The following is a 23504-nucleotide window of genomic DNA, read 5'->3' on the forward strand; positions in this document are numbered from 1 at the left end:
GTATAGTTTCATACAAAATTCATGAATCATTCTGGTTTAAATAAAGAAAACTTATCCACATTAAAGGAATTTTTTGAAAGAGTATTGTGCCTCTGTATCAGAAGTGGGGAATAAGCCATATTTTACTTTAAACCGTTGTATGATATTCATCCAGCTTTTACTAAACAGGAAAAGGAAAAAGACGTTTGAAAGGGCGTGAGCTAAGTCAAAATAAAAGCTTCCACTATAATATAGCAATATAGCCTGCCAATTAATCTCCTGCATCACACCGACAATAAACCAAAAATTCATAATCCAGCCAAATAAAAACCCCACAACAAAGCCATAAATACATCGCCCTAATTTACTTTGCATCAACCAGGTTTTCCCTAATAAGCCTGCCATTAGCCCAATCATGCCCCATGCATACATTTGCCATGGTGTCCATGGGCCTTGACCTAAAAACAAATTTGAAACCATTGCCGCTAATGTTCCAATAACAAATCCACTCTGTGGACCTAATGTAACAGCTGCCACAATAATGACAAATGTGGTTGGCTGAACACTAGGAAGCGAGGAAAATGGAACACGGCTAACCGCAGCAATAGCTGCCAAAATGGCTAAAACAACCAGTTCTCTAGTCAATATTTTTCTCCTTGAAAAACGAATCATAAAGGGCAAAAAAGAAGCGAGCATAATTATAAAGCTTAAAAGCATATAATGTTGATTGTTTAATAATGGGAAACTAACTAAAATAACAAGTAGAAATATGGAGATCCCAATCAAGAGTCCCTTATTATGTGCCACTTTTGCCTCGCCTCCTCTAAAGTTACGACAGGAGGGATATGACTATTTCGTGTAATTCGGTTCATAACAGTTGTATAGTAGTTATTTTCTTGAAAAAAGAGGCTCGTGTTTTCAGTAACTGTGATTTCCCCTTGAAAAAGCATACTACATCTTGTCGCATATTTGGCAGCAAATTCAATATCATGGGTTACCATGATGATGGTCAATCCTTCCTTCTTTAGTGTTAAAAGCAACTCCCCAAAGATTTCCTTAGCTTTTGGGTCTAATCCTTTTGTCGGTTCATCAATGAGAAGGATGGAGGGTTTTACCAACAACACCCCAATTAAAGCAGCTTTCTGCATTTCGCCCCCACTTAAATCATAAGGATGACGATCTTGTAGATGGTGTATTTGAAATTTATCCAAAAGAAATTCAATTCGAACATCTGCGTTCTCCAGCCTATGGTAATTCGCTATATATAAAAATTCTTTTTTAATCGTATCCTGCATGAAAAATAGTTTGGGATTTTGGGGTAAATAGCCTATCTTTTTTGGATCGATGTGTTTGACCTTTTTGCCGCAGTATTTAATCGTGCCGTGCTGAGCTTTTAAAATCCCACCTAAAATTTTTAATAGGGTTGTCTTACCCGTACCATTTGCCCCTACAATTGCCAGCCATTCGCCGTTATGAACAGATAATGATAAATTATGTAGTATAGGAGGGCTGCTTTTCGTATATTGAAAATCAATCTCTTTTAATTCTAAAATGGGCTTGGTCATTTTTGAGCTTGATAAAGCTTCGGATGACTCTTTTGAAGTAATCCTCTTCTTTTGTAACCAAGACCTTGCTTCATTGGCTGTGAGTGGTATGTCTCCTATATGTAGCCGTTCAGTATAATTCAAATATAATAATGACGGACTTGGTAAAAAAAGTCGCATCGTCTCATGTGACATTAATTCATATATAATCTTCCTAGGGGCTGTATCATATAGAATTCTCCCTTTCTCTAGCATGATAACTCTGTTAGCTATAGCAAATAAATCCTCTAGTCGATGCTCGACAATGACAATGGTGATTCCGAACTCGTCATTTAACCGTTGTAAAGTATACAAAAATTCTTTAGCAGCAATGGGATCAAGCTGAGCTGTTGGTTCATCAAGTAGGAGAACTGTCGGCTCTAATAATAAAACTGATGCCAGATTGATTAATTGTTTCTGCCCTCCTGAAAGCTCACTTACTTTTTGATTAAGTAAATGATTAATTCCAAAAAAGTGGACCATTTCAGCAACCTTTTTACGCATCTCCACGGTTGAATAGCCCAAGTTTTCCAAACCAAATAAAAGTTCCTCCATTACGTTATCCATTGCGATTTGATTTTCGGGGTCTTGAAATACCATCCCTATTTCTTTCGCCATTGTCAAAGGGGCATGTTCCTCGAGTTGTTTTCCTTGAAAACAAAAGGAACCATGCTTTTTTCCATGGGGGGCAATGTCTTGTTTTATTAACCGCAATAATGTAGATTTGCCACTTCCTGACGCTCCGATCAACACAACAAAATCCCCTTTTTGAATGTTAACGTTTATCTTTTTTAAGGCTGTAGTTGAAGATTCAGGATAAGTAAAACTTACGTCGTGCGCCGAAAGTATCTCCACTTCAATCGCTCCTTTCCTTCTGTCCAAATTGGAAACCCGATGAACAATAACCAAACTGCTAAATAAAACCATTCTCTCCCCTGTAACCAAACAGGTTCTAATATGGGTAATAGTGTTAGAACACCATCTCCAAGCCACCAACCAAATAGAACAGTCAAGCCAGTACATACAATATACCCTAATGCAACCAAGTCTCTTTTTCTCATATAAAATGGCTGGTATTTACTCCGTTTCCCAAATCCATATCCTCTTGCTGTCATCGAATCTCCAGTCTGAATGGACTCTTCCAAAGACCATGTTAATAAAATTTGTATGATTAGCATTCCATTCTTAGCGCGCTGTTTAATATTACCATTTTTGACTGATACGCCTTTAAGTTGCTGAACCTCTTGAATTTCTTTTAACCTTCTACGTAGTAAAGGAACAAATCGCATAGATAACATAATTAATAATGCCCATTGTGGAAACCATTTCGAGAATAGGAACAAGAATTTTTCTGGTGTAATCACCATGTTAAAGGTAATAAAAATCGCAATAATGCCAAATAAGGTGAAAGCAATCATTACACCCTGAATAATCCCTTCAAGCATTACTTGATTATTAAAAACGTAAAATAATATTTGATTCCCCCGCTGATTAAAAAGTGGTGTTAGAATTATGGAAAAAATACACATGATGAATATCATCAAGCCCCACTTTTTAATTTGCTTCCCCCCATCAAGCAGAAGATTGATAAGCGTAACGAAACATCCAGCAACAAATAAAAAGACTGGGTGTTGGTACAGCATGAGCCCAGCTATCAAAAAAATATAATATACTAATAGAACAATAGGATGAAAAGACTTAAACCCTCTTACCATTGCACTCATTCCTTGTTCTTATTATCTTCCAAATAATTGGTTGTATATCTCCAGGTAATCGTTTGATTTGGTTTTATAGAAAAAACCCCTGCACTTTTATCAATAGATTTTCCGTCAACCTGAACAGTCCAACCACTTAAAGGTCCCTCATCAAATTCATACAGATTGTCAATACCTTCTACATACGCTGTTGCATCAGATCCACGAACACTAATTTGAATGCTCTTTTCCTTCACAATTCTTTGGGTAACATCGAGCACTGTATCTCCATCATTGATTTTGACTTTGGTTGGTGACAAAATGGTGCCTTTTACTGCACCTGTTTCAATTGAAATCGTTACTTGTTGTGTTTGAGACTTTGTCTCTTCTTGTGTTTGCTCCTCTTCATCTGATTCTTTCTTGTCTTCTTCAGATGATTCATCTTGTTCATCTGGCGATTTAGTGTCTTTACTAATGTCTTTTGCGTCTTTTTTGGGCTTTTTCTTATTTGAATTTGACTGTTGTTTCTCTTTTGTTGACGATTTTTTAGTTTCTCCTTTATCGCCGGTACTTTTTGTCGTTGGGTGTTCATTCGTTGTACTTTTATTCGAATTGCCTTCATCATCATTGGTCTGTGGTCTCTTTTTGTTATCCTTTTTCGAGACTTGGTTATGGTCTGATGGATCTTGGTCTGAATGCTGTTCTTTTGTATCCGAACTTGCACTATCCCTCTTAATTTTGGGGTCTTCTACTTTATCCAACATCTCATTTGAATTTTCTACTGTTTTTTCAGAAGAATTTTGTTCCTCAACATTTGGCGTTACTTGATCCTTTGCACAGCCGACAACCAATATCAGGAACAAAGTAGTTAATACATACAGCAACAGCCTTTTCATTGTAAATGTAAACCCTCCTTCTTTTTAATATAGAGGTATAAAATTGGTTCGGTAGATTACTAGGTACACATCTGTTTAGCCTATCGTGATCTCCACTCGGGAATTTACTTAAAAGTTAGCGGGTAATCTAGCAATTAGATTACCCGAGTTTTCTTATGCCTATAATTGAGTTTTTCTACTTCTAATGAAAAATAGCACACCGCACATTAATAAGATGATTCCTAGGACAAGAAGATTATATGTTGATGTTGCCGTATCAGGCAGTTTCTCTCCGTTTCCATTTGTTGTTTCAGAAACCTCAGCCCTTACTGGTGCCGAGATATTTTCCGTCTGAACATTCTCAAACACTCCATACGTACTAAAATGATCCGTTTTTGCTTTTACGAGACCACTATCAGTATCGTATGTGCTATTTTCAATTATTTCCCATTCATTCGTTTCTTCATTAAAGTGAAAGGCTTTAATTTTGTTTGGATCAAGGCCCGCAACTAATGCAGGATTCACTTCAAATGTAAGGGTAACCTCTTGATTATTAAAATGTTGAATTTCGTTCGTTCCAGCCATAAAGGTAAAATCATAGACGGATCCGACTGCCCTTTTTACTTCTTGTTTGACAAGTTTAACTTCTATTTTTTGATCTTTTGATTCTTTAAGTAGTTGTTCTAAAACTTTTGTTGGAATAAGTAGCTGCGTATCCCCTTTATCAATTTTCAGGTCATTATTTTTTTCTACCAATCTCTGTAGAACACCATGATCAATTGCGGCTGTCAGAACAACTTGTTTTCGAGCCTGATTAGGTTCAATCACAACAATTTCGTTGTCTTCAACATTTTGAGTATCGGCTAATTTTACAGAGACGAGAATTTCCTGCTTTTTAGAATTGATTGTTGTTTCAGGATTTATCTTTACTTCTGTTTTTTGATCTTGTTTAGGTTCTTCATTTCCATGTTTATCCTCAGGATTGTCAGGATCTTGATTGTCATTACCATCCTCGGGATTTTCTGTTTCCTTGTCTTCTTCTTTTTTTATTGGAAATTGATAAACTAGTCCATCCTGATTCACGAATTTCTGATAGGCATTTAAGGCTAATAAAGCCTGGTATGTAGCCATAACACTTGAACTCTCATCGTCCTTAAGATGGCTAAATCCACCATCATCTTTCTTAAACTTGAATAAATGTTGAACTAGGTTCCCTTCCATTTTTGTAAAGTCTTCACCTGTTGGATCTACCCCTACAGAGCTTAAACCAGTGATAACTTGGGATACAGCTTCACTTGAATCACCACCATTAACTTCTGTACCATAACCACCTGTTTCGTCTTGCTCAGTAGACAAGTAATCAATTGCACGGTTTATGGCTCCCTTAACATTTTCCTGATCACGGTAAGGGGCTAATGCTGATAAAGCCATTCCCGTAATATCAGCAGTTGGTTCATTACCAAAAAACGCCCATCCTCCACCTTCGAGCTCATATTCAAGGATGGTTTGAACAAGTTGATTTCTAAACGTATCAGGAACGGTATACTGACCACTATCAATCGCTAAGAGTGCATAAATCAACATATTAACTGTTGGATTTTCTAATTGGGTATGATTCACTAGTTTGTCTAATAGATTTTGTCCTTCTATTGATGAAGCATCTTTCCCCGCAGCTGATAATCCAATAATCACTTTTTCCAAATCAAAAATGTTTCCGAAATTTCCGTCTAATTCTTTTACCTTTTGTTTCACACTCTTCACATATGAAGCTGGAACCTCTTGGTTGGTATTGGCTAAACCCCATAACCACCATTCATTACCATACTCGATGGTTACATTGTTTTTTTCCATATAAGAAAGAATTCCATCAATTCGCTCCTGCATAAGTGCATCCGTAATGGTTGGCTGAGGTGTTTTTTCATCCGCGTTTTCATCTTCCTCAGCTGGTGTTTCTTCATCCTCACTAGGTGGTTCGTAGGTTTGGATGGTTAATTGTAATTGTTCGTCTGGCTGAATCTTGTGGTCAACAATGCTAGCAGATAATGTTTCATCGTTTATTGCAATACTCCAATAATCGCCGTTTTCAAGGTTTGTTTCTCCTACATTATTAATAAAAGTAAAATATGTATCATCAATAGATGCATCAACTTGAACATTGTTTTTTTTAGCAGCTTGGATTAATGCACCATATGCACTTGCGCCTCTCATTAAGGTCACTTCTGTTTCTGGAATAATTTCATTTCCATTTTTCCCTATTGCTGAGACTTTCGCTGTAATAGATGGCTCAAAATCATCTGTTAGTGAAAAAAACAAGTGTTCACCATTTGATACTTGGTAGGAAGATGCCCCTACTTCAGGGCCTAATCCGTTTACATTAAAAGACCAAAAATATGGATCTGATTGAGTAGTTTCTCCTATCCCTGTAACCATATTTCCAAAATCATATTCATCATATGCAATTTCCACATCGTGTTTTTCCCCAGCTTGTAACAATACATCAAATGCCGTATCCCCTTCTTCAATACTAATAGCTGTCAAAGGTAACACTTCTTCCCCATCTTCATCCAAAGCTGTAATGGTAACAGCATTTTCAAGTGACGCTGCATCAACAACTTGTGGTTGCAAAAATGCTAGATTGCTAAGTACTAGTAAAATGGCCATAAATAAAGCAAACCGTTGATTGAATCTCTTTTTCATGGAATAAATCCTCCTGACATATTTGTTAAACAAAAAAAATACACCCCTAGCATTAGAGATGTATACGTGTACCTACTAAACGCTTATGTAAAGAAAAAACCATAAGTCGTTATCATGTGCTCGTACACCTCCCTATCCACGTAGGTTGAATGGCGTAAAAAATAGGCAGGTCTCCTGGCTCATGTTCATCGTTTTCTATCACCTTCCCATCTATGACAGTGGTATATGAATAGAAAACTCCCAATTACAGTGGCGGGACCGCGTCGGACTTTCACCGAACTTCCCTATTAATGATTCACTTTTGATTGTGAATCACCTATTTTTTCCATATTCAGTTTATACTAATAATAGTTAAATAGTTTCAAATTGTCAAACATTGTTTAACTATGCCGACTATGGTTTTATATTATGAAAATCTATCTAATTTATCATCACAACTCTATTTCATATTTGCAATGCTTGCTGTACTTATTGACAACGCCTTTGAATTCATAATGTTTCTGATAATAGCGATTTAATCCCTCGTTTGTTCCTAGACAGTCAAATCGAATATACCGTCCACCCTGTTCACGCATATAGTCCTTTGCCCAATCAATCAGTTGTTCACCAAGCTTTTGGCCAGCATATTCTCGATGAATAACAATTCGATGTAAATAAACAACACCCTCATCCTTTACTGCCTCCTCCCACATTTCACAATCCCAGTCATTCGGTGTATTTTCTAACGTAATGGTCGCAATGGCTCGACCATTTTTGCGTAATAAGAACGTACTGTTATTTTCGATTGAGTCGAGTACCTCTTGAGTGTTTCCTTCCAAATCTTTTATGTAATAATCCCACTGTGTAGTATTTTTGGTTTGAAGCCATTTAGCTGCTTGTACTAACAATTCTAAAACGTCTTGTAAGTCCCTTTTTTGAACTTGTACCAGCTGATACCACTCTTGATTCATTTGAATATCCACAAAGACAACCCCTTTTACCATTAACTATACCTATATTTCGACTAATTTTATCCTAATCCTCTCTCATCGAATAAATTAGGAAAAAATTGTTCAGTCAGAAAAATAGTCGTTTTTAATACAAATCCTATTGTGCTAAAATCAACTTATAATATTCCGAAAATTAATGGAAGGTGGTCTTGCATTGGTAACAAAAACTAAGAATACTTATAGCTTTGATTCATTTTTATCACAGCGGGAACAACTCAATGATTTTGATAACCCCTTTTTAGTCGAATTGAGCAAACGATATTGTGATCAAGATTGGGCTACATTCAACCAAGAAATGAAAGCGTTTTCCGCTAAGGTTTCCGGTAGATGGCGAAGCATAAGTAATGAAATGGCAAGAGTTGAAAACCACCCAAGATTAAGGCACTATGATGCCCACAATCATCGAATTGACCAAATCGTCCGCACCTCTGATCAAGAGATGATGGAAAAGGAGATCTTTTCTGAAGCGCTTTTTTCGAGTCAGATTAGTCAAGGTGAACACGCGATCAAACGCTACCTCATTCATACCAATGGCGAAGCAGGTGTAGCCTGTCCCATGGCCTGCACAGATGGGTTAGTCGCATTACTGGAAAAATTTCAGGATACCCTTTCCCCACCGTTACAGAAAGTACTTCAACATAGTAAAGAAGGAATAGATGGTGAGTTTGCCTTAGGAGCTCAGTTCATGTCCGAAATTCAAGGCGGCTCTAACATCCCCGCTAACGTGCTCGAGGCTATTCCTGAGAAAGAACATTACAAGCTATATGGAAACAAATTTTTCTGTTCAGTTCCACAAGCTGATTATTCAGTTGTAACCGCAAGAGTTCAAGGGACGGATCATGTTGGCGTATTCATCGTTCCTACTTGGCTTGAGGGTGACAAAGAAAAGGAAAGGAGAAACGGACATGAGGTTAATCGTTTAAAGTGGAAATTAGGGACCTGTGAATTGCCATCTTCAGAAATTAACTATCAAGGTGCCATTGCATACCCAATTGGCCCTTTGGAAAAGGGCACTGCACTCGCTGTCGGGATTGTCTTAACCCGCTCTCGGATTGATATCGGCTTTGCAACTGCTGCCCATATGATGAGAGCTGCTCGTGAGGCCTCCCTGTATGCTCGTTTTCGCGAAGTGTTTGGACGTAAAATTGATGAATTCCCTATGGCTAAAGCACAAATCGATACCCTCGTAAATGCTGCCAAACGCTCAACAGCTACCGCCTTCAAAATTTATCAGGATTACCATCATGTCGAAGAAACAGCCAACGTATCAGAACAAAAACGGTTTGACGTTCGGGAATTAATTTTACTTCAAAAGGTATTCTCCTCTAAGGAAGCTGTAGATTCTTTAAGAACTGCGATTTCCATTTTTGGCGGTCACGGAGCAATAGAAGACTTTTCTTCCATACCAAGAATTTTTCGAGATGCCATGGTCAACGAGCTTTGGGAGGGTCCGCGAAATGTACTTTTAGCCCAAGTGTATCGGGATTTAAAACAAAATGCGTACTGGTATCCGCCTGAGGACTTTGTGGCAAGTCTTCTTAACGGATATGACGATAAGACCATACACTCATATGGAACTAGGTTAAAAAAGCTTATGAAGACTAACTTATATGATACACCAAATGAAGAAAATATCGTTGCTGCTCGTCAATGGGAACAGGTGTTAGGAGATATTTTCTATCTATACCAGCAACAAGAGCTAAAAAGTTATCCTGATTTCGCCATCTTGCCACAGGAAGTTTATGATACGTTTCTATAATTTATAAAATGCTCTCGTATTACTAGCTATCGTTTCATACAAATCTGTTAGTTTCATATGTTTCAATTCTGCTATCTTCTCCACGGATTGGTGGATCATTCGCGGGTGGGTCTTATGATCCTGAAAAGGTCCTTCAAAGGGCCACGGTCCATCCGTTTCCACCATCGTTTGTGATATAGGATATCTTTTTGCAAGTGATTGTATCTTTTCCTTGTAGCAAACATCAGGTGTAAATGAGATGAAATAGCCGTTTTGTATCAGTCTTTCAACTGTTTTGGAATCTCCTTTAAACCAATGAAAATGGGCTTTGGTGATGGAATGTTTCTCTAATAGATAACAGACAAGTGGTGCATCCTCGTAGACTGCGTGCAATACGATCGGTTTATGTAATCTTTTCGCTATCTTGATAAATTGCTCTAGTATTTCAATATAGGGCGCAATGGGAATGGTGTTATTTTGTTTGCGTAGGTAATAAGGAAGTCCAACCTCCCCTACAGCCACCATTTCATGTTGATGTTTCATTAAAAAATAGAGTGTATTCTCGATATCTTGCTCACTGGTAAGAGATTGTTCAGGATGAAACCCAAATGCAGGATAGATTCGTTTATTTTCCTGGGCAAGCTTTAAATTTCTTTTCGCAGACAGTAGATGTCGAGACACGGTTATAAGCCCCTCGACATGATATGTTTCCATATCTTTTATAATTTGCTTTTGTTCAGCATTGTCATATACATCTAAATGTATATGCGCATCATAAATCGGTCTCACTAGCGCTTTCTCCTTTCTCTAGTTTCATAAATCGTATCAACAAGAATTATTGTCGACTCTTGGCTTATGGATAGTATGATTGACTATTTGAGCGTTATCTTATCTAATCTGGTTCTAAATATTCTAGAGTCAATCATATCCTATTATATCCCACCATTCAAAGTTTTTTGAATATTTAATCCTTTTATGAATTCTGGGATAATAATAGTTGTCTATATACAAATTAGGGGGTATGAGAAACACATGAAGAAAAAATTTATATTGATGTTAGCTGCCATGCTAACAATTGCCTTGCTAGCAGCTTGTGGATCAAGTGAATCTAGTGGTTCTGGGTCCGGGGAAGATGAGGTCAAAACCTATACAGTAGCAACAGAGCCAAATTTCCATCCATTTGAGTTTATGGACCCAGAAACAGGTGAAATGAAGGGCTTTGACATGGATCTTATTCATGCGATAGCTGATGAAGCTGGTTTTAATGTTGAAATTGAAACAATGGAGTTTGACGGGGTTCTTGGTGGAATGAGATCCAATAAGTACCCAATGGCCATCTCAGGTATTTCCATAACAGATGAACGTAAGAAGGAGATTGACTTTTCCGACAAATACTTAGATTCTGGTCTTATTTTAGTCGTTCGTGAGGATTCGGATATTCAATCCATTGAAGATATTGATGGGTTAAAAGTAGGAGCTCAGGCAGGCTCAACGGGTGAACTTTACCTTCACGATCACACTGACGCTGAAATTTCCGCTTTCCCAGAAATCGTTACAGCCTATATGGACTTGGCTAGTGGACGTTTAGATGCTGTCCTTTATGACCTGCCAAACGCTCAATACTACATTAACGAAAATCCAGACCAAGGATTAAAAACTGTTGGTGAACTTCTTCAAGGGGAACCATACGGAATCGCCTTTCCAAAAGGTTCTGAGCTAGTAGAGCCAGTAAACGAAGCGTTAGCTACATTAAAAGAGAATGGAACCTATGATGAAATTTATAAAAAATGGTTTGGTGAGGCACCATCTGAATAATAATAAGATGAAAATAGCGGAACAGATAGCCTGTTTCGCTATTTTTTTGTGTTTTTAAAGATTAATTCCCAGAGCCCTCACCCACGTGCAGAAACACAACAAATCACGGTGATTAAGCGCATCACCGTGATTTGTTTAATAAATTATTCTGCTGAACCAACTTTTGCCCACTTGTACTCATAAGTAGCACCAAATGGATTAACGTGAACACCTTCAACTTTAGGTGAAACGAGCTGTGCTCTGGATGCTTGATAAATTGGTGCAATGGCCGCATCTTCAAATAGAATTTTTTCAGCTTCTAAGAAGTTTTCATAGCGTGCTACATTATCAGATGCTAATGTAGTAGCTGTTTCTTCTACTAAACGATCGTATTCAGAATTAGAATATCCCATCTTGTTGTTTCCACTGTCTGTTGTCCATAGATTCATGTACGTGAATGGATCAAGGAAGTCTGGACCCCATCTTGAAACCTGTACCTCATAGTCCATTTTATTATCTAAATCAAGACGTTGTTCTTTTGGTACTTGTTTTAAATTGATTGTTAAACCTTCTAGATTTGTTGCCAGTTGGTTTCTGATATAATCTACCATTAGTTTTGTGGTTTCATCATCATCAGTTAACAATTCAAGCTCAATGGAATCCGTACCTAATTCTTCTAGTCCTTTTTCCCAGTACTCCTGAGCAGCCTCTAGATCATATGTAACAAGATCTCCACTTACTGCACGGAAGTCTTCACCAGTTTCAGGCATTGGAGTAAAGTCGGCAGGTACTAATCCGTTAGCCACTAGAGAGCCGTTATTTAAAATTTCATCTACAAGTGCTTGTTTATTGAATGCTCTACTTAATGCAGCACGGATATTTTTGTTAGCTAGTGCTTCATTTGCCTCTTGATTAAACTTAATAAAATAAACAAATGTGTCTGCTGTAACCTTATAATCTTCATGAGTCACGTATTGATCAACTAAGTCTGAGGATAAATCAGCGCGAGCAAGTTCACCCGACTCGTATAAGTCAACACCTGTTTGCGGATCTTGAATAACTTCGAATGCTAATTTATCTAAATTGACAGCTTCAGCATCCCAATAATCCTCATTCTTTACAAGCTCCCAAGAGTTACTAGTGCTTTCCCAATTTGTCATTTTGTATGGCCCATTAGATAAGAGTGTATCTGCGCTTGTAGCATATTTATCTCCTTGCTCTTCAACGAACTCTTGATTTAATGGGAAGAAAGTACCGAAAGTAGTCAACGACTCAAAGTATGGGGTAGGATTCTCTAGTTCCACCACAAAGGTGTAGTCATCCTTCGCTTTTACCCCTAGTTCCTCAGGAGAAGCCTCCCCTTCACTTACTTCAGTCGCATTTTTGATAACACCACTCATCATGTAAGGACCGTATTCAGAACCTACTTCAGGATCCACCGCTCGCTGCCAAGCATAAACAAAGTCATGAGCGGTTACTGGATCTCCGTTAGACCAGACTGCATCTTCTCTTAAATTGAAGGTCCAAGTTAAACCATCTTCACTTACTTCATGATTCTTTGCAATCCCTGGAACAGTTTTCGCGCTATCATCTAAACGATATAACCCCTCTGTTACTGCAGCTAAGTACACAAAGGATGATTCATCTGTTGCAAGGGAAGAATCCATGGTAGGAATCGTTTCTAGATTCGGAAAACGAAGAACCTGCTCCCCTTCTTCCGTAGTTGTATCTTCTTCAGTCGCCTCTTCATCAGATTGTTCCGAAGTTCCAGCTGGTTCCTCTGAACTATCATCTGAGCATGCAACTACTACGCTTAGTAATAAACCAAGCACGAGCAATAATGCCCATTTTGTCAGTTTCATTAAAATAGCCCCCTCTTGAAGTAAAATTGTACGTAAATTTTCACTATTCTCTCTAGTAAAAACTTATAGGTAATATTATATCTTTATATAGATAATTGTAAATACTTTTTTATAATTTCAGTAAAATTATACCGCCATCGAACTATTTACTTACCTTTGCAAGCGCTTTACAGGTATATATAGCCAAATAAAGACCATTTACTTCCATTTACTTCATACATTTATTTAGTAGATAAAAAGTTGTAGTACAATAGCAATAAAAAAGACTCTCGTACGCATGCACGAAAGCCAAGCTACATTATTCAGTTTCATCCTCTTCTTCCTCGTTTTCAGCGTTCCCTTCTTCTTCCTCATCTAAATCTACATCATCCAAATCAAGCCATGAGAGCATCTCCCCTACCACTTTATTAATCCGCTCATTCATCATGTCTTCCCCATACTTTTTCTTCGCCCGCTCAATATTTTCCAAAACCTCATCACTATACTGGATTATGGGAACATCACTTTCTAGGTTATTAAATAAATCAATAATTTCATCTAATGCTTTGTCAAATCTCTTTCTTTCCATATCCGTAGCTTTCATTTTTATCACCCGTTTTTAGGATACCCAAGTAGATATTTATAATCCTATATAAAAGAGCACTACCAAAATGTAGTGCTCCTCTATCAAAGCGATTATTCCTGAAAACAATAATGTAATTGCTGGAAAGAGTTTCTCAGTTCCATCACTTTATTCTTCACATTTTCAGGCTTTTCTTGGTTTTGGAGAACATTAGCAATTAAATCTGCTATGTAATCCATCTCTTCCTCTTTCATACCAAGTCGGGTAATTTCTGTTGTCCCTATTCTAATTCCACTTGGCTCATCCCAATCTTCTGGACGATTGGATGGAATCAGATTTTTGTTCGTTATGATATTGGCTTCCGCTAATAAATTAGCCATCGGATAACCTCCGCCGAATTCCTTGACATCAATAATGACTTGGTGAGTCTGTGTAAATCCTTTATGGGACCCAAGCACTGTTATACCGCGTTTTTGAAGTGCTTTGCCAAGTGCTTTTGCATTGGCTACAACCTGACCCATATATTCTTTGCCGAAAGCAATAAATTCGGCAGCAGCAACGGCCAACGCAGCCACACGGTTTACTTGATGAGTAGCAGCCAACGCTGGGAAAATAGTGTCCGTAATTGGCTCAGTGAGATTCGGGTCGTTCCACAAAATAATCCCACTTTGCGGGCCACTAAAGGTCTTTCCTGCCGAACCAGTCATAATGCTCGCACCTTCATTAAGAGGGTCTTGAAATTGGCCTCCTGCAATTAACCCGAGCTGGTGGGCTCCGTCAAAGAAAATTTGGCCGCCCCATTCAGAAATAATGTCCCGTATTTCTTTTAATGGGAAAGGAAATAATGTCATAGATGCGCCAAGCGAGACTAATTTTGGTTGTATTTCACGAGCAACACGCTCAAAAGCATCTAAATCAACCGTCAGCTCTACAGGGTCCATTGGAACATCTGAGATTTCTAATCCACGAATGCCTGAAGGTCCGTCTTTACGATTACTTGAATGACCTCCAACCGGTTGACTCATGCTCATGATTGGATCACCTGGATTAGTCATCGTAGCATAAACCGTCATATTTCCTAACATGCTCGCAATTAAACGATGGTCCGCATAGTTCACACCAAATGCTTTCTTCAATAATTCCATACATAGTGCTTCAATTTCATCAATATACTGTGTTCCAGCAAACCAACGTTGCTTCGGACCAATATGTCCCTCCGCAGCACGTATTCCTACCTCGGATGACAATAGCTTACGAACAATTGGGCTAGATGGGGCCTCTGGTGCTAAAAGGTTTAAACATTCTCTTCCTCGCCAAATTTCGTTCTTATGAACAGAGTGTACGACTTCGTGAGCTGTCGTTTGATGTGAAGGACTCCGATCAATTAGTTCACGCGCCCAGTTTAATACAGAAACATCATGCACTTCGAATCTTTGCTCAGTCTTCACCATAGCAAACCTCCTAAGTTATTTATATAAGCTGGTTACCCAGACTTAACCAATTATGTTTCACTAACTCAACAACCTTGTCATGATGTTTCTCCTTGCTCGTTTGAATAATTTGTTCATGATCCTTTACTGAACCCATCCCATCGATTGAATTAAACTTCACGAACTCTAAGCGACGTATCTTAGGCAAGAGTCGTTCCAGTACTTTTTCAATCTCAACATTATTAGATGCCTTTAAAAAAACCCCATGAAAGAGATCATCCGCTTCAACCGCCTTGAACAAGTTTCCTTCCTTAACCCCAGCCTCTAATTGAAAATTGTATTCGTTCATTAACTGAAAATCCTCCTCTGTTAAATTGGCAACAGCAAGGCTTGCTGCTAGTTCATGAAGAGTTGCAACTACAACAAATGTCTGTTTCACCTCATCAGTATTGATTTCAGATACACGTGTGAGTGACCCAGGTGTTGAAATGACAAGGCCCTCATCTTCTAATCGTTTTAGCGCTTCTCTAACTGGAGTTCTGCTTACATTAAACCTTTCAGCAAGCTCCATATCCTTTATTTTCTGACCCGGCGACAATTCCAGGCTGATAATAGCATTTTTTAATGCTTGATACACTTGATCACGCAATGAAACCCTTTGAATGTTTTGAATGGAATTAGTTGTTTTCATATATCCAATATATTGCATATTAAATAAAAAGTCAATTACGAATTTTCAGTTAATTAATCTTTTAGCGGATATTTACAGTATTTTCTCTTCTAAAGTTTTCCGTACTGGACATCAAATAATTGTTTGAAAACACTTATCCCCTGATAAAAATTCTCCTCAAACTCCTCACCATCAACGGTCCATGCTGTTGCCAATACGGTATGACAATATCCCCAAAGTAATAGCCGCTCTTTGTTTAAATTGAGCTCATTCGTAAAAATCTCGACTCGTTTCGCTATTAATTGCTTCATGCCATAATCAGGTAGCTTGTTTAGCATAAATTGAATCAAATCATACTCAACCTCACCTATAAGCCCTTTTGGATCAATAGCCGTCCATTCCTCTTCCCCAGATGCTAGGATATTGTAATGATGAAAATCACCATGAAGAAGCATAGGTTTCTGCATGGTCTCATTTAAGTAGGTAAATATATGTAATGCCTTTTTAAGCTCTTTTTTTGAAATCGGTCCTAGCCCGTCTGGATGCCTTTTGATGATGTTACGAAGGTTTTCTTCTCTAATCTTAGTTGTTGGAATACGTGTATGAGCCGGGGCAGGAGTTGATAGTTTTTGCATAACCTTAGCTGCAATCTGACATGCCTCTTCATCACAATCTATTTTTTTAGCTAATGTAATCCCTGGAGAAAGTTTTTCAAGAAGTAAGATTCCATAATTCTGGTCGAAGTCAATCAGGCGTACCATCCCTTTCCCTTTATATAGTCTTAAGGCTTCTAGCTCATCTAAAAATCCCTCTCCAGGAATACATATCTTTACGACTACTTCCTTCCCATCGTTCCTAACAGCAGGAGCAACATAATTAACAGAAAGGCTATAGGGTTCTTGAAGCTTTAAGGACCAGTTCTGTTCACAAAATTCAATTAGATTTGGCAATTCCTTAAGCCAAGCTTCACCCTTTTCCTGAAAATACAAACGTACGGATTTAACAAATTGTTCCTGTAGTTTCATAATGGCCTCCTAATTACTAAGTTCAAATATTAATTCATTGGCTTTGTGTTTATTAAGTCGATAGGTTTTGTTTTCAATCATCAGCTCCTCGGCTAACTCTTGAATTCTATTCTTTTGATATTTAGTGAATGGCTGCTCCTCGATTAATCGTTCATAGTTTTGATAAGCTACTTTAACAGCAGTGGCTGGGGTGAGTTGGTCTATGAGTTCGTACATGGCTTGATAGGATTTTTCGATGCCGATTTCAACTCCTGAATCTGAGCCCAGCATAAATTGGTTAGGATATTTTTCGATGACTGGAACAAAATCTCGCAGCTTGTATTGACTGCTCTCGTTATATTGAGTAAAACCAGCAAAAAAGTCAATATACAGATTATCATAGTCAGCTAATAAATTTTCAAATTTCTTAGGCGAGGTATAAACATTTCCATGGGCAAAAATAAACAGGGTTTCTGGATGGTTTGTAAGTGCACGACGAAAATAACTCATATTCTTGCCTCTTGGAGGGTCAATATGTAACATAATTGGGGTTGTATATTCAGCTACTACCTCGTAGATCTCTGGTAAGACTCCCGAATATGGGTGTTCTCCTTTCCATCTCACGTTAGCGCTTGGGGAAAATCGTGATGCAGCATAAATTTCCCCAACGTTAAGATACCCTTTTTCAAGCTGTTCTTGTACTTTTTCTACACCATTCTTCCCCTTTTCTAGTGGGATACCTGCAAACGATGGGTAAATTAGATCTGGGTACTCCTGATAATAACGCCAACTGAGACGATCAGTCTGAATGGCAGATGGCTCAGACACATCACCGAATAAAACAGTATGATCTATTCCATATTGCTGCCATAGCTCCTTAACTGATTTTACATGATTCATATTTCGTGACTCCATCATATGAAAATACTCGACACTGTGGTTATGCACGTCAATTACGGGCAGATCATGATATACCTCATACAAAGGTTGACCCGTTTTGCCCTTTTTCATTTGTGTAAATTCCTGTTCAATAGACTTCTCATATTGATAGGTTGTATCTTGAATAATTTGAATGCCTTGATGACCTGATAGAATAATGACTATTCCAGCCACTCCTAAACCTATCAATACGACTATCCAGATTCTTTTCATTGTTCTACCTCTTTACATAGATTTTAAGTTTAAAGCTCTTAATTCAACTCAATCCAAAACCTCCTTACAACATTTCCATCCTCTTCTCTAAAGTCCTCATCTGGTACGCCACCATTATGAAGAATGGTTTTTAAGGAACCAATATTGCTTTCATCACAAACAACAAGTGCCTTCGTAATCCCTAATTCCCGTGCCTTCTCCAAGGAAAGAGACAAAAGCTTAGTTGCATAGCCTTTTCTTCTTTCCGAGGGTCGAATTCCATAACCGATATGCCCTCCGCTATTTTGTAATGCCTCGGTTAATTGGTGACGGATATTCACAGCTCCGAGCACTTTTTGATTATCATCAATGAGCCAATAAGTCGAGTCTGGAATCCAGCCTTTGGGTAGATGAATGCCATTTTCATTATTCGACAAAAACTGAAGCATTTCCTCAAAATGAGCGGGGTCCTTTTGAATCACCCAGGGCACCATGTTTTCTCCGGTCTCTAGCCAATCGTAATAGAAAGATAGATATTCCTTTTTGTATTCGATACTTGGTTTGATTAGTGATAGTTTGTTTCCCATCGTCAAGTCCCTTCTATCATAAGTATTTTGAATTATGAGTTAGCAATAATTGTAACATAATCCTTTACTATAATTGGGAATTTTATTGTAAACCTTATAATATTAAAGGTTGACAATTAATAAGAATTCCTATAACTTATGAATAAGTTAAAAAATTTAGTCTATTTATAAGGAGGATGAAATTATGAGATTAAGAGCGATTGATATTACGCTTTCTGCTGTTTTTGCTGCTTTAATGGCTATCGGGGCGAATATAACAGCGTTTCTCGTTGTTGGTGGAGTACCGATTACATTAACGACCTTCTTTTGCGTCCTATCAGGTCTGGTATTGGGAAGTCGATTAGGCGCCATTTCTATGTCTGTTTATGCTTTAGTTGGACTAGTAGGGGCTCCCGTGTTTGCGAAATTTATGGGCGGACCTGCTGCTTTAATCAGTCCAACCTTTGGATTCATTTTATCTTATATTCTGATTGCCTATGTGGTCGGTAAAATTGTGGATGCAAAGGCATCTAAGAAAACTTACATCATCGCCGCCCTTGTTGGGATGACGTTAAATTATGTCATCGGAACAAACTGGATGTATTTTGCCTATAAATTTTGGGCATCTGCACCCGACGCTTTTAGCTATGAATTGGTTTGGACTTGGATGATGGCACCACTTCCAAAGGATATTGTCTTATCGGTGTTCGCCGGTATTTTAGCACCGAGAATTCAGAGAAGCATAGCCAAAAACGCCAATCATGTTGGGGATCAATCTGTTGCTTAAGTGTGAAATGGAGGAGGAATGAATATGGAATTTAATTGGCTAGATATGGCAAACCGTGTGATAGCAGGTGAGGAAATCACAGATGTTGAGGCACTTGTCATCCTTAATTCTAAGGACGACGAGCTTTTAATGTTACTTCACGGAGCCTACCAAATTCGCTCTCATTATTTTGGAAATAAAGTAAAATTAAATATGATTATCAATGCAAAATCTGGCCTATGTCCGGAAAACTGTGGCTATTGTGCGCAATCATCTATCTCAAATGCACCCATTGATTCTTATCGTATGGTAAACAAAGATACGTTGCTTAAAGGGGCAGAACAAGCAGATAAATTAAATGCGGGGACATACTGTATTGTGGCTAGCGGGAGAGGTCCAAACCGTAGAGAAATGGACACGGTTGTTTCTGCCGTAGAGGAAATAAAAGAAATTTACGATTTAAAAGTGTGCGCCTGTCTAGGACTGCTTAAATCAGAACAAGCGGAAAGACTAAAAGCCGCTGGTGTAGATCGCTACAACCATAATATTAATACCTCAAGAGAACATCACTCCGAGATTACAACTTCACATACATACGATGATCGTGTTTCCACCGTGAAAATAGCAAATGAGGCAGGGATTTCCCCTTGTTCTGGGGTGATTGTTGGCATGAAGGAGACAAAAGAAGATGTGATTCAAATGGCACGGAGTTTAAAAATTTTAGATGCGGACTCCATTCCCGTAAACTTTTTACATGCCATTGATGGCACTCCTTTAGAGGGAACACACGATTTAGATCCTCGTTATTGTTTAAAGGTGTTAGCTCTATTTCGTTATATAAATCCGACAAAGGAAATTCGGATTTCTGGAGGTAGAGAGGTAAACCTTAGAAGTCTTCAACCTCTGGGACTTTATGCTGCTAACTCCATTTTTATAGGTGATTATTTAACCACTGATGGACAAGAAAGTACGAAAGACCATAAAATGCTTGAGGATTTGGGTTTTGAGATTGATTACTCAAATCTACCTGAATCATTAGGTGAAACTACTGTGTGAAAATAAATCGAGCGCCTGCTTAAGTTACAGGCGCTCGATTCGTAACCAGCTATTTCATTTTTTAAAAGCCTTGCGATTTCTTGGCGAAGGATGGGAGATGTAATTGGTTCGATTCAACCATTGTTCCCCTGGATCCTATGACAAAATTTTTACCATACTTGAATCATCAGCTGCACATAAACCTGAACCATTACATAGAAGACAATGGCAAATCGCAAATTAAACTTGATGCCATTTTTAAATCCACTTAGTCCATTCGAGCCGCTTAATACAATAACAGGCATAATTAATGGTGATAATAAAATTGAAATGACACTACCAGATGTAATGGCAATTACAATGAGTTCTGGTGGGTATGGAAGTGAAATGTTCGTTAAAATCCCAGCAACTAGTACCATCACCGTTAATGGTCCGAGTCCAATGAAACCTAAAAAGATGACGATAAACGGTAAAAAGTAAAGAAAATTAATCGATGGAAAAGCTTCCTGCATCGTGGTAATCCCGGACACAACAAACTCGCCAAACCCTGTTTGATTTAATCCATTAATCATCATTCCGGCACTTACCATAATACTAAGCTGATAGGATTGTCTCTCCACATCCTTGGTTACATATCTTGTTCCTTCTCTAAAAAACCCTCCAAAGTTCCTTTTAACCAAATAGTAGGATAAAGTCCAAACGAAAATAACGATAGGAATTTGAACAAGTAGATCTACTGGCCACACGATATGTAAAAGAAAGATTGAGCCAAATAACGTAACAAATAGGATGAAAAAAACTAACACATTTTGGTTCCTATTGGGTTCATCACCCGTATCACGCATAACTTCCTTCATTTCTTTTTTAATAACTGTTGTTAAATCGACTCCATAGTGCTTTTCTTCAAAGTGAGAAAAAACCATTGCTATCCCAATTCCAACCATTGATATGAAAAATCCTTGAATAATAGCTACCCATAAAGACGCCTCAAGTGTTTCCACGGCATAAACAAAACTCGGAATTGTGACCACCCAAATGGTGGAAAGTGCAAAAGCCCGTAACACTGCCGTGCTTTTAAAGTTCTCTAGAGCCTCGCCTTGATTACTCCCGACCATTTTGTTCACAAACTGGTACATCATCGGAATCGCACCAAACATAAGGAAATAGGAAATGATTTGCGTAAAAGAAATGATCCCAAAATAAAGCTTGCGACTCGTATTGATCATCCGATAGGCAAAACGCATAATGCTTTCAATATAAGGCTCATCATTTAATACCCAGCCAATCATCGGAATGATCACAAGCAGACCAATCATACTTTGCATCAAGGTCAGCCCGCCCTGAAACGCCTCCCAGAATGAAGTATCAGATATCAGCATAAGCACGAGCCCAGTTATAAAAAGAAAGAGTGGCAATTTAAAATTGGATAAAGATAAAAATAGTGCAGCAAATAAAGGTAGTAAACATCCACTCACTGCTAATAGATTGAACAACAGGTCATGATGATAAAAATAAGTGATAAAGTGCAGTACGGCATAACTTAAGATTGAAATTCGTAAGCCTAAACGAACGTGTTTATTCATATAACTTCTCCTCTGAATTTAAAAGAGTAACGCTTCTGTAGTCATTGATTTCTATTATAGCAAATGGGTCAAGTTGTCAGGAAAACATTACGCTCGACGTCTGGAACAAAGGTCAAATAAATGGCAGAGTGAACCTGAATCACTCTGCCATAGCATTTTGCTTAATTTCTAATCAAACCGTTTTTTCTTGTGTACCTACTTCTGTTTGAATAGAAGCTTTCCCACCGAATTGAGTAGTCATAATCACCCCAGCAATAACACCTAAAGCACCAACAATTTGCATAATGGTCATCGATTCCCCTAACCAAATATAGGCTCCGGCAATGGTTACGACCGGTAAGAAATTCAGAAATATCGATGCTTGTGACGCACCTAAATCCTCGACAGAACGATTATATAAAATTAATGCGATAAATGATGGGAAAATCCCGAGATACATTAAACCCATAATATGATCTAGCGTTCCTAAATAAGGAACTCCCAAGACAATCCATTCTATAACAACAAAAGGTAGTAAGATGATAACAGATATGCCTGACATGACAAGTAATGCTCCAAACTGAGGAAATAACGTCATATACCTTTTCACCAAAATAGAGTAAATGGCCCAACAAACAATGGCTCCTATCATAATCGCATCCCCAATATTCCAATTCGTTGTTGCTAACGATAATACATTTCCATCCATTACTACCCAAATAGCACCAAAAAATGAGAGCAGAATTCCCGCCCATTGAATGTAACGCAGTTTTTCCTTTAGTAACCACGCACTTAGCAAGACAGTCACAACGGGGATAAACGTTTCTAATACGGACACATTAGAGGCCGTTGTAAATTGCAAGGACCCGTAAATGAAGGTATTAAAAAAGGTGATACCTGTTAACGTCATAAATAAGAAGGGTTTTTTATGATCCCAAAAGATGGCACGCTGTTTGATTGCTGTCCGATATCCAAACGGCAATAACACAGCAAATGCGACTAATAACCGAAAGAAAGCAATAGTAAACGGTGGCAAATCATTCATAGCTTTGCCTGTTAAAATATTGCCTGCGTAAATAATCACGACAATACTCATAAATATGTATGATCTCATCTGATGTCCTCCTCTTCCCCCAAAAGACTATGAGTTCCATTATATCAAGGAACTGCTGATTTGTAGACCATAACAGGTCAGGAATTTGGTAGAACTATTTATTTACAGAGCCTATTGATTTTGAGTGAAAGACATATAATGCTCCATTTAAAAAATCCTCAAAATCAATTAAGATTCTGAGGATTTCATGTTGCCCAGCAGCGTCCTACTCTCGCAGGGGAAAAACCCCAACTACCATCGGCGCTGGAGAGCTTAACTTCTGTGTTCGGAATGGGAACAGGTGTGACCTCTCCGCTATTGCTACTGGACTTGTGTTTTTGAAGTTTTTAAAGTACCTTCAAAACTAGATAAGAAGTGAATCAAGATCCGACAAGCGTTTGTGCTGTTTAGCTCCGGCTCCTAGGTCCTCGCCGTCATAAGCATAATCCACTCCGTGGCATAAACCGCCACTAC

Annotated in this window: 20 protein-coding genes, 1 rRNA gene and 1 riboswitch; of the genes, 4 read left to right on the forward strand and 17 right to left on the reverse strand. The window is 38.2% G+C overall.

All coding sequences use genetic code 11. The features are described from left to right. Positions 1 to 60: 60 nt before the first annotated feature. The 6 genes from GH754_RS05330 to GH754_RS05355 all read right to left on the reverse strand — a co-directional run bounded on the left by GH754_RS05330 (position 61) and on the right by GH754_RS05355 (position 7790). On the reverse strand, positions 61 to 696 hold the full coding sequence (locus GH754_RS05330) for an ECF transporter S component (protein WP_153727732.1): 636 nt from the start codon (positions 694 to 696) through the stop codon (positions 61 to 63). Between the two features lie 65 nt (positions 697 to 761). After that, a complete protein-coding gene (locus GH754_RS05335; RefSeq protein ID WP_323741861.1) occupies positions 762 to 2417 on the reverse strand; it encodes an ABC transporter ATP-binding protein in 1656 nt (551 codons plus the stop codon). Next, entirely contained in the window at positions 2390 to 3277 is an 888-nt protein-coding gene (locus GH754_RS05340) for an energy-coupling factor transporter transmembrane component T (protein WP_153727674.1), read from the reverse strand. Before GH754_RS05340 ends, GH754_RS05335 begins: the two co-directional genes overlap by 28 nt. A gap of 5 nt (positions 3278 to 3282) precedes the next feature. After that, positions 3283 to 4152 carry a DUF4430 domain-containing protein gene (locus GH754_RS05345; protein ID WP_153727675.1) on the reverse strand — a complete coding sequence of 290 codons (870 nt, stop codon included), beginning with the start codon at positions 4150 to 4152 and terminating at the stop codon, positions 3283 to 3285. A 159-nt stretch (positions 4153 to 4311) separates the two neighbouring features. Beyond that, on the reverse strand, positions 4312 to 6828 hold the full coding sequence (locus GH754_RS05350) for a DUF4430 domain-containing protein (RefSeq protein ID WP_153727676.1): 2517 nt from the start codon (positions 6826 to 6828) through the stop codon (positions 4312 to 4314). Positions 6829 to 6975: 147 nt separating this feature from the next. Beyond that, a riboswitch (cobalamin riboswitch) is annotated at positions 6976 to 7163 on the reverse strand. A gap of 96 nt (positions 7164 to 7259) precedes the next feature. Further along, a complete protein-coding gene (locus GH754_RS05355; protein WP_194841287.1) occupies positions 7260 to 7790 on the reverse strand; it encodes a GNAT family N-acetyltransferase in 531 nt (176 codons plus the stop codon). A gap of 181 nt (positions 7791 to 7971) precedes the next feature. Between GH754_RS05355 and GH754_RS05360 the strand changes: the two genes are divergently transcribed. After that, on the forward strand, positions 7972 to 9576 hold the full coding sequence (locus GH754_RS05360) for an acyl-CoA dehydrogenase family protein (RefSeq protein WP_228550133.1): 1605 nt from the start codon (positions 7972 to 7974) through the stop codon (positions 9574 to 9576). Here the strand turns inward: GH754_RS05360 and GH754_RS05365 are convergent. After that, a complete protein-coding gene (locus tag GH754_RS05365) occupies positions 9571 to 10344 on the reverse strand; it encodes a TatD family hydrolase (protein ID WP_323741862.1) in 774 nt (257 codons plus the stop codon). The two genes, GH754_RS05360 and GH754_RS05365, sit on opposite strands and share 6 nt — an antisense overlap. Before the next feature lie 243 nt (positions 10345 to 10587). Here GH754_RS05365 and GH754_RS05370 point away from each other — a divergent pair, with 243 nt between their 5' ends. Beyond that, positions 10588 to 11370 (forward strand): transporter substrate-binding domain-containing protein, encoded by a 783-nt coding sequence (locus GH754_RS05370; RefSeq protein WP_153727679.1) that lies wholly within the window; start codon positions 10588 to 10590, stop codon positions 11368 to 11370. Between the two features lie 143 nt (positions 11371 to 11513). Here the strand turns inward: GH754_RS05370 and GH754_RS05375 are convergent, their stop codons facing one another. From GH754_RS05375 to GH754_RS05405, 7 genes are all read right to left on the reverse strand, one after another. Next, a complete protein-coding gene (locus GH754_RS05375; protein WP_153727680.1) occupies positions 11514 to 13211 on the reverse strand; it encodes a peptide ABC transporter substrate-binding protein in 1698 nt (565 codons plus the stop codon). A gap of 298 nt (positions 13212 to 13509) precedes the next feature. Further along, entirely contained in the window at positions 13510 to 13794 is a 285-nt protein-coding gene (locus GH754_RS05380) for a hypothetical protein (protein WP_153727681.1), read from the reverse strand. A gap of 92 nt (positions 13795 to 13886) precedes the next feature. After that, positions 13887 to 15224 carry a serine hydroxymethyltransferase gene (locus GH754_RS05385; protein ID WP_153727682.1) on the reverse strand — a complete coding sequence of 446 codons (1338 nt, stop codon included), beginning with the start codon at positions 15222 to 15224 and terminating at the stop codon, positions 13887 to 13889. 19 nt (positions 15225 to 15243) lie between these two features. After that, a complete protein-coding gene (locus GH754_RS05390) occupies positions 15244 to 15894 on the reverse strand; it encodes a GntR family transcriptional regulator (RefSeq protein ID WP_153727683.1) in 651 nt (216 codons plus the stop codon). Positions 15895 to 15983: 89 nt separating this feature from the next. Then, positions 15984 to 16898: an aminoglycoside phosphotransferase family protein gene (locus GH754_RS05395; protein WP_153727684.1), complete on the reverse strand. Its 915-nt coding sequence runs from the start codon at positions 16896 to 16898 to the stop codon at positions 15984 to 15986. A gap of 9 nt (positions 16899 to 16907) precedes the next feature. Continuing rightward, positions 16908 to 18029 (reverse strand): amidohydrolase family protein, encoded by a 1122-nt coding sequence (locus GH754_RS05400; RefSeq protein ID WP_153727685.1) that lies wholly within the window; start codon positions 18027 to 18029, stop codon positions 16908 to 16910. 38 nt (positions 18030 to 18067) lie between these two features. Continuing rightward, positions 18068 to 18595: a GNAT family N-acetyltransferase gene (locus GH754_RS05405; RefSeq protein WP_153727686.1), complete on the reverse strand. Its 528-nt coding sequence runs from the start codon at positions 18593 to 18595 to the stop codon at positions 18068 to 18070. Positions 18596 to 18779: 184 nt separating this feature from the next. On the opposite strand from GH754_RS05405, the gene GH754_RS05410 reads away from it, so the two are divergent. Together GH754_RS05410 and bioB are read left to right on the forward strand one after the other, a co-directional pair. After that, on the forward strand, positions 18780 to 19361 hold the full coding sequence (locus GH754_RS05410; protein ID WP_153727687.1) for a biotin transporter BioY: 582 nt from the start codon (positions 18780 to 18782) through the stop codon (positions 19359 to 19361). A 24-nt stretch (positions 19362 to 19385) separates the two neighbouring features. Next, positions 19386 to 20396: a biotin synthase BioB gene (bioB, locus tag GH754_RS05415; RefSeq protein WP_407690653.1), complete on the forward strand. Its 1011-nt coding sequence runs from the start codon at positions 19386 to 19388 to the stop codon at positions 20394 to 20396. Positions 20397 to 20545: 149 nt separating this feature from the next. Here bioB and GH754_RS05420 read toward each other — a convergent pair whose 3' ends face one another. The 3 genes from GH754_RS05420 to rrf form a co-directional block, all read right to left on the reverse strand. Continuing rightward, positions 20546 to 21958: a hypothetical protein gene (locus GH754_RS05420; protein WP_153727689.1), complete on the reverse strand. Its 1413-nt coding sequence runs from the start codon at positions 21956 to 21958 to the stop codon at positions 20546 to 20548. A 172-nt stretch (positions 21959 to 22130) separates the two neighbouring features. Beyond that, a complete protein-coding gene (locus tag GH754_RS05425; RefSeq protein ID WP_153727690.1) occupies positions 22131 to 23051 on the reverse strand; it encodes a DMT family transporter in 921 nt (306 codons plus the stop codon). A 192-nt stretch (positions 23052 to 23243) separates the two neighbouring features. After that, positions 23244 to 23359 (reverse strand): 5S ribosomal RNA (rrf, locus tag GH754_RS05430). Positions 23360 to 23504: the final 145 nt, after the last annotated feature.

It is taken from the genome of Salinibacillus xinjiangensis (assembly GCF_009649735.1).
Classification (GTDB): Bacteria; Bacillota; Bacilli; order Bacillales; family Alkalibacillaceae; genus Salinibacillus; species Salinibacillus xinjiangensis.

Excerpts from the sequence above, each read along its gene's own strand:
- GH754_RS05380 (WP_153727681.1), bottom strand. The coding sequence starts at position 13,794 with ATGAAAGCTACGGATATGGAAAGAAAGAGATTTGACAAAGCATTAGAT.
- GH754_RS05395 (WP_153727684.1), bottom strand. The coding sequence starts at position 16,898 with ATGAAACTACAGGAACAATTTGTTAAATCCGTACGTTTGTATTTTCAG.
- bioB (WP_407690653.1), top strand. The coding sequence starts at position 19,386 with ATGGAATTTAATTGGCTAGATATGGCAAACCGTGTGATAGCAGGTGAG.
- GH754_RS05340 (WP_153727674.1), bottom strand. The coding sequence starts at position 3,277 with ATGGTAAGAGGGTTTAAGTCTTTTCATCCTATTGTTCTATTAGTATAT.
- GH754_RS05400 (WP_153727685.1), bottom strand. The coding sequence starts at position 18,029 with ATGAAAAGAATCTGGATAGTCGTATTGATAGGTTTAGGAGTGGCTGGA.
- GH754_RS05425 (WP_153727690.1), bottom strand. The coding sequence starts at position 23,051 with ATGAGATCATACATATTTATGAGTATTGTCGTGATTATTTACGCAGGC.
- GH754_RS05420 (WP_153727689.1), bottom strand. The coding sequence starts at position 21,958 with ATGAATAAACACGTTCGTTTAGGCTTACGAATTTCAATCTTAAGTTAT.
- GH754_RS05405 (WP_153727686.1), bottom strand. The coding sequence starts at position 18,595 with ATGGGAAACAAACTATCACTAATCAAACCAAGTATCGAATACAAAAAG.
- GH754_RS05330 (WP_153727732.1), bottom strand. The coding sequence starts at position 696 with ATGCTTTTAAGCTTTATAATTATGCTCGCTTCTTTTTTGCCCTTTATG.
- GH754_RS05350 (WP_153727676.1), bottom strand. The coding sequence starts at position 6,828 with ATGAAAAAGAGATTCAATCAACGGTTTGCTTTATTTATGGCCATTTTA.
- GH754_RS05375 (WP_153727680.1), bottom strand. The coding sequence starts at position 13,211 with ATGAAACTGACAAAATGGGCATTATTGCTCGTGCTTGGTTTATTACTA.
- GH754_RS05345 (WP_153727675.1), bottom strand. The coding sequence starts at position 4,152 with ATGAAAAGGCTGTTGCTGTATGTATTAACTACTTTGTTCCTGATATTG.
- GH754_RS05370 (WP_153727679.1), top strand. The coding sequence starts at position 10,588 with ATGAAGAAAAAATTTATATTGATGTTAGCTGCCATGCTAACAATTGCC.
- GH754_RS05390 (WP_153727683.1), bottom strand. The coding sequence starts at position 15,894 with ATGAAAACAACTAATTCCATTCAAAACATTCAAAGGGTTTCATTGCGT.
- GH754_RS05410 (WP_153727687.1), top strand. The coding sequence starts at position 18,780 with ATGAGATTAAGAGCGATTGATATTACGCTTTCTGCTGTTTTTGCTGCT.
- GH754_RS05385 (WP_153727682.1), bottom strand. The coding sequence starts at position 15,224 with ATGGTGAAGACTGAGCAAAGATTCGAAGTGCATGATGTTTCTGTATTA.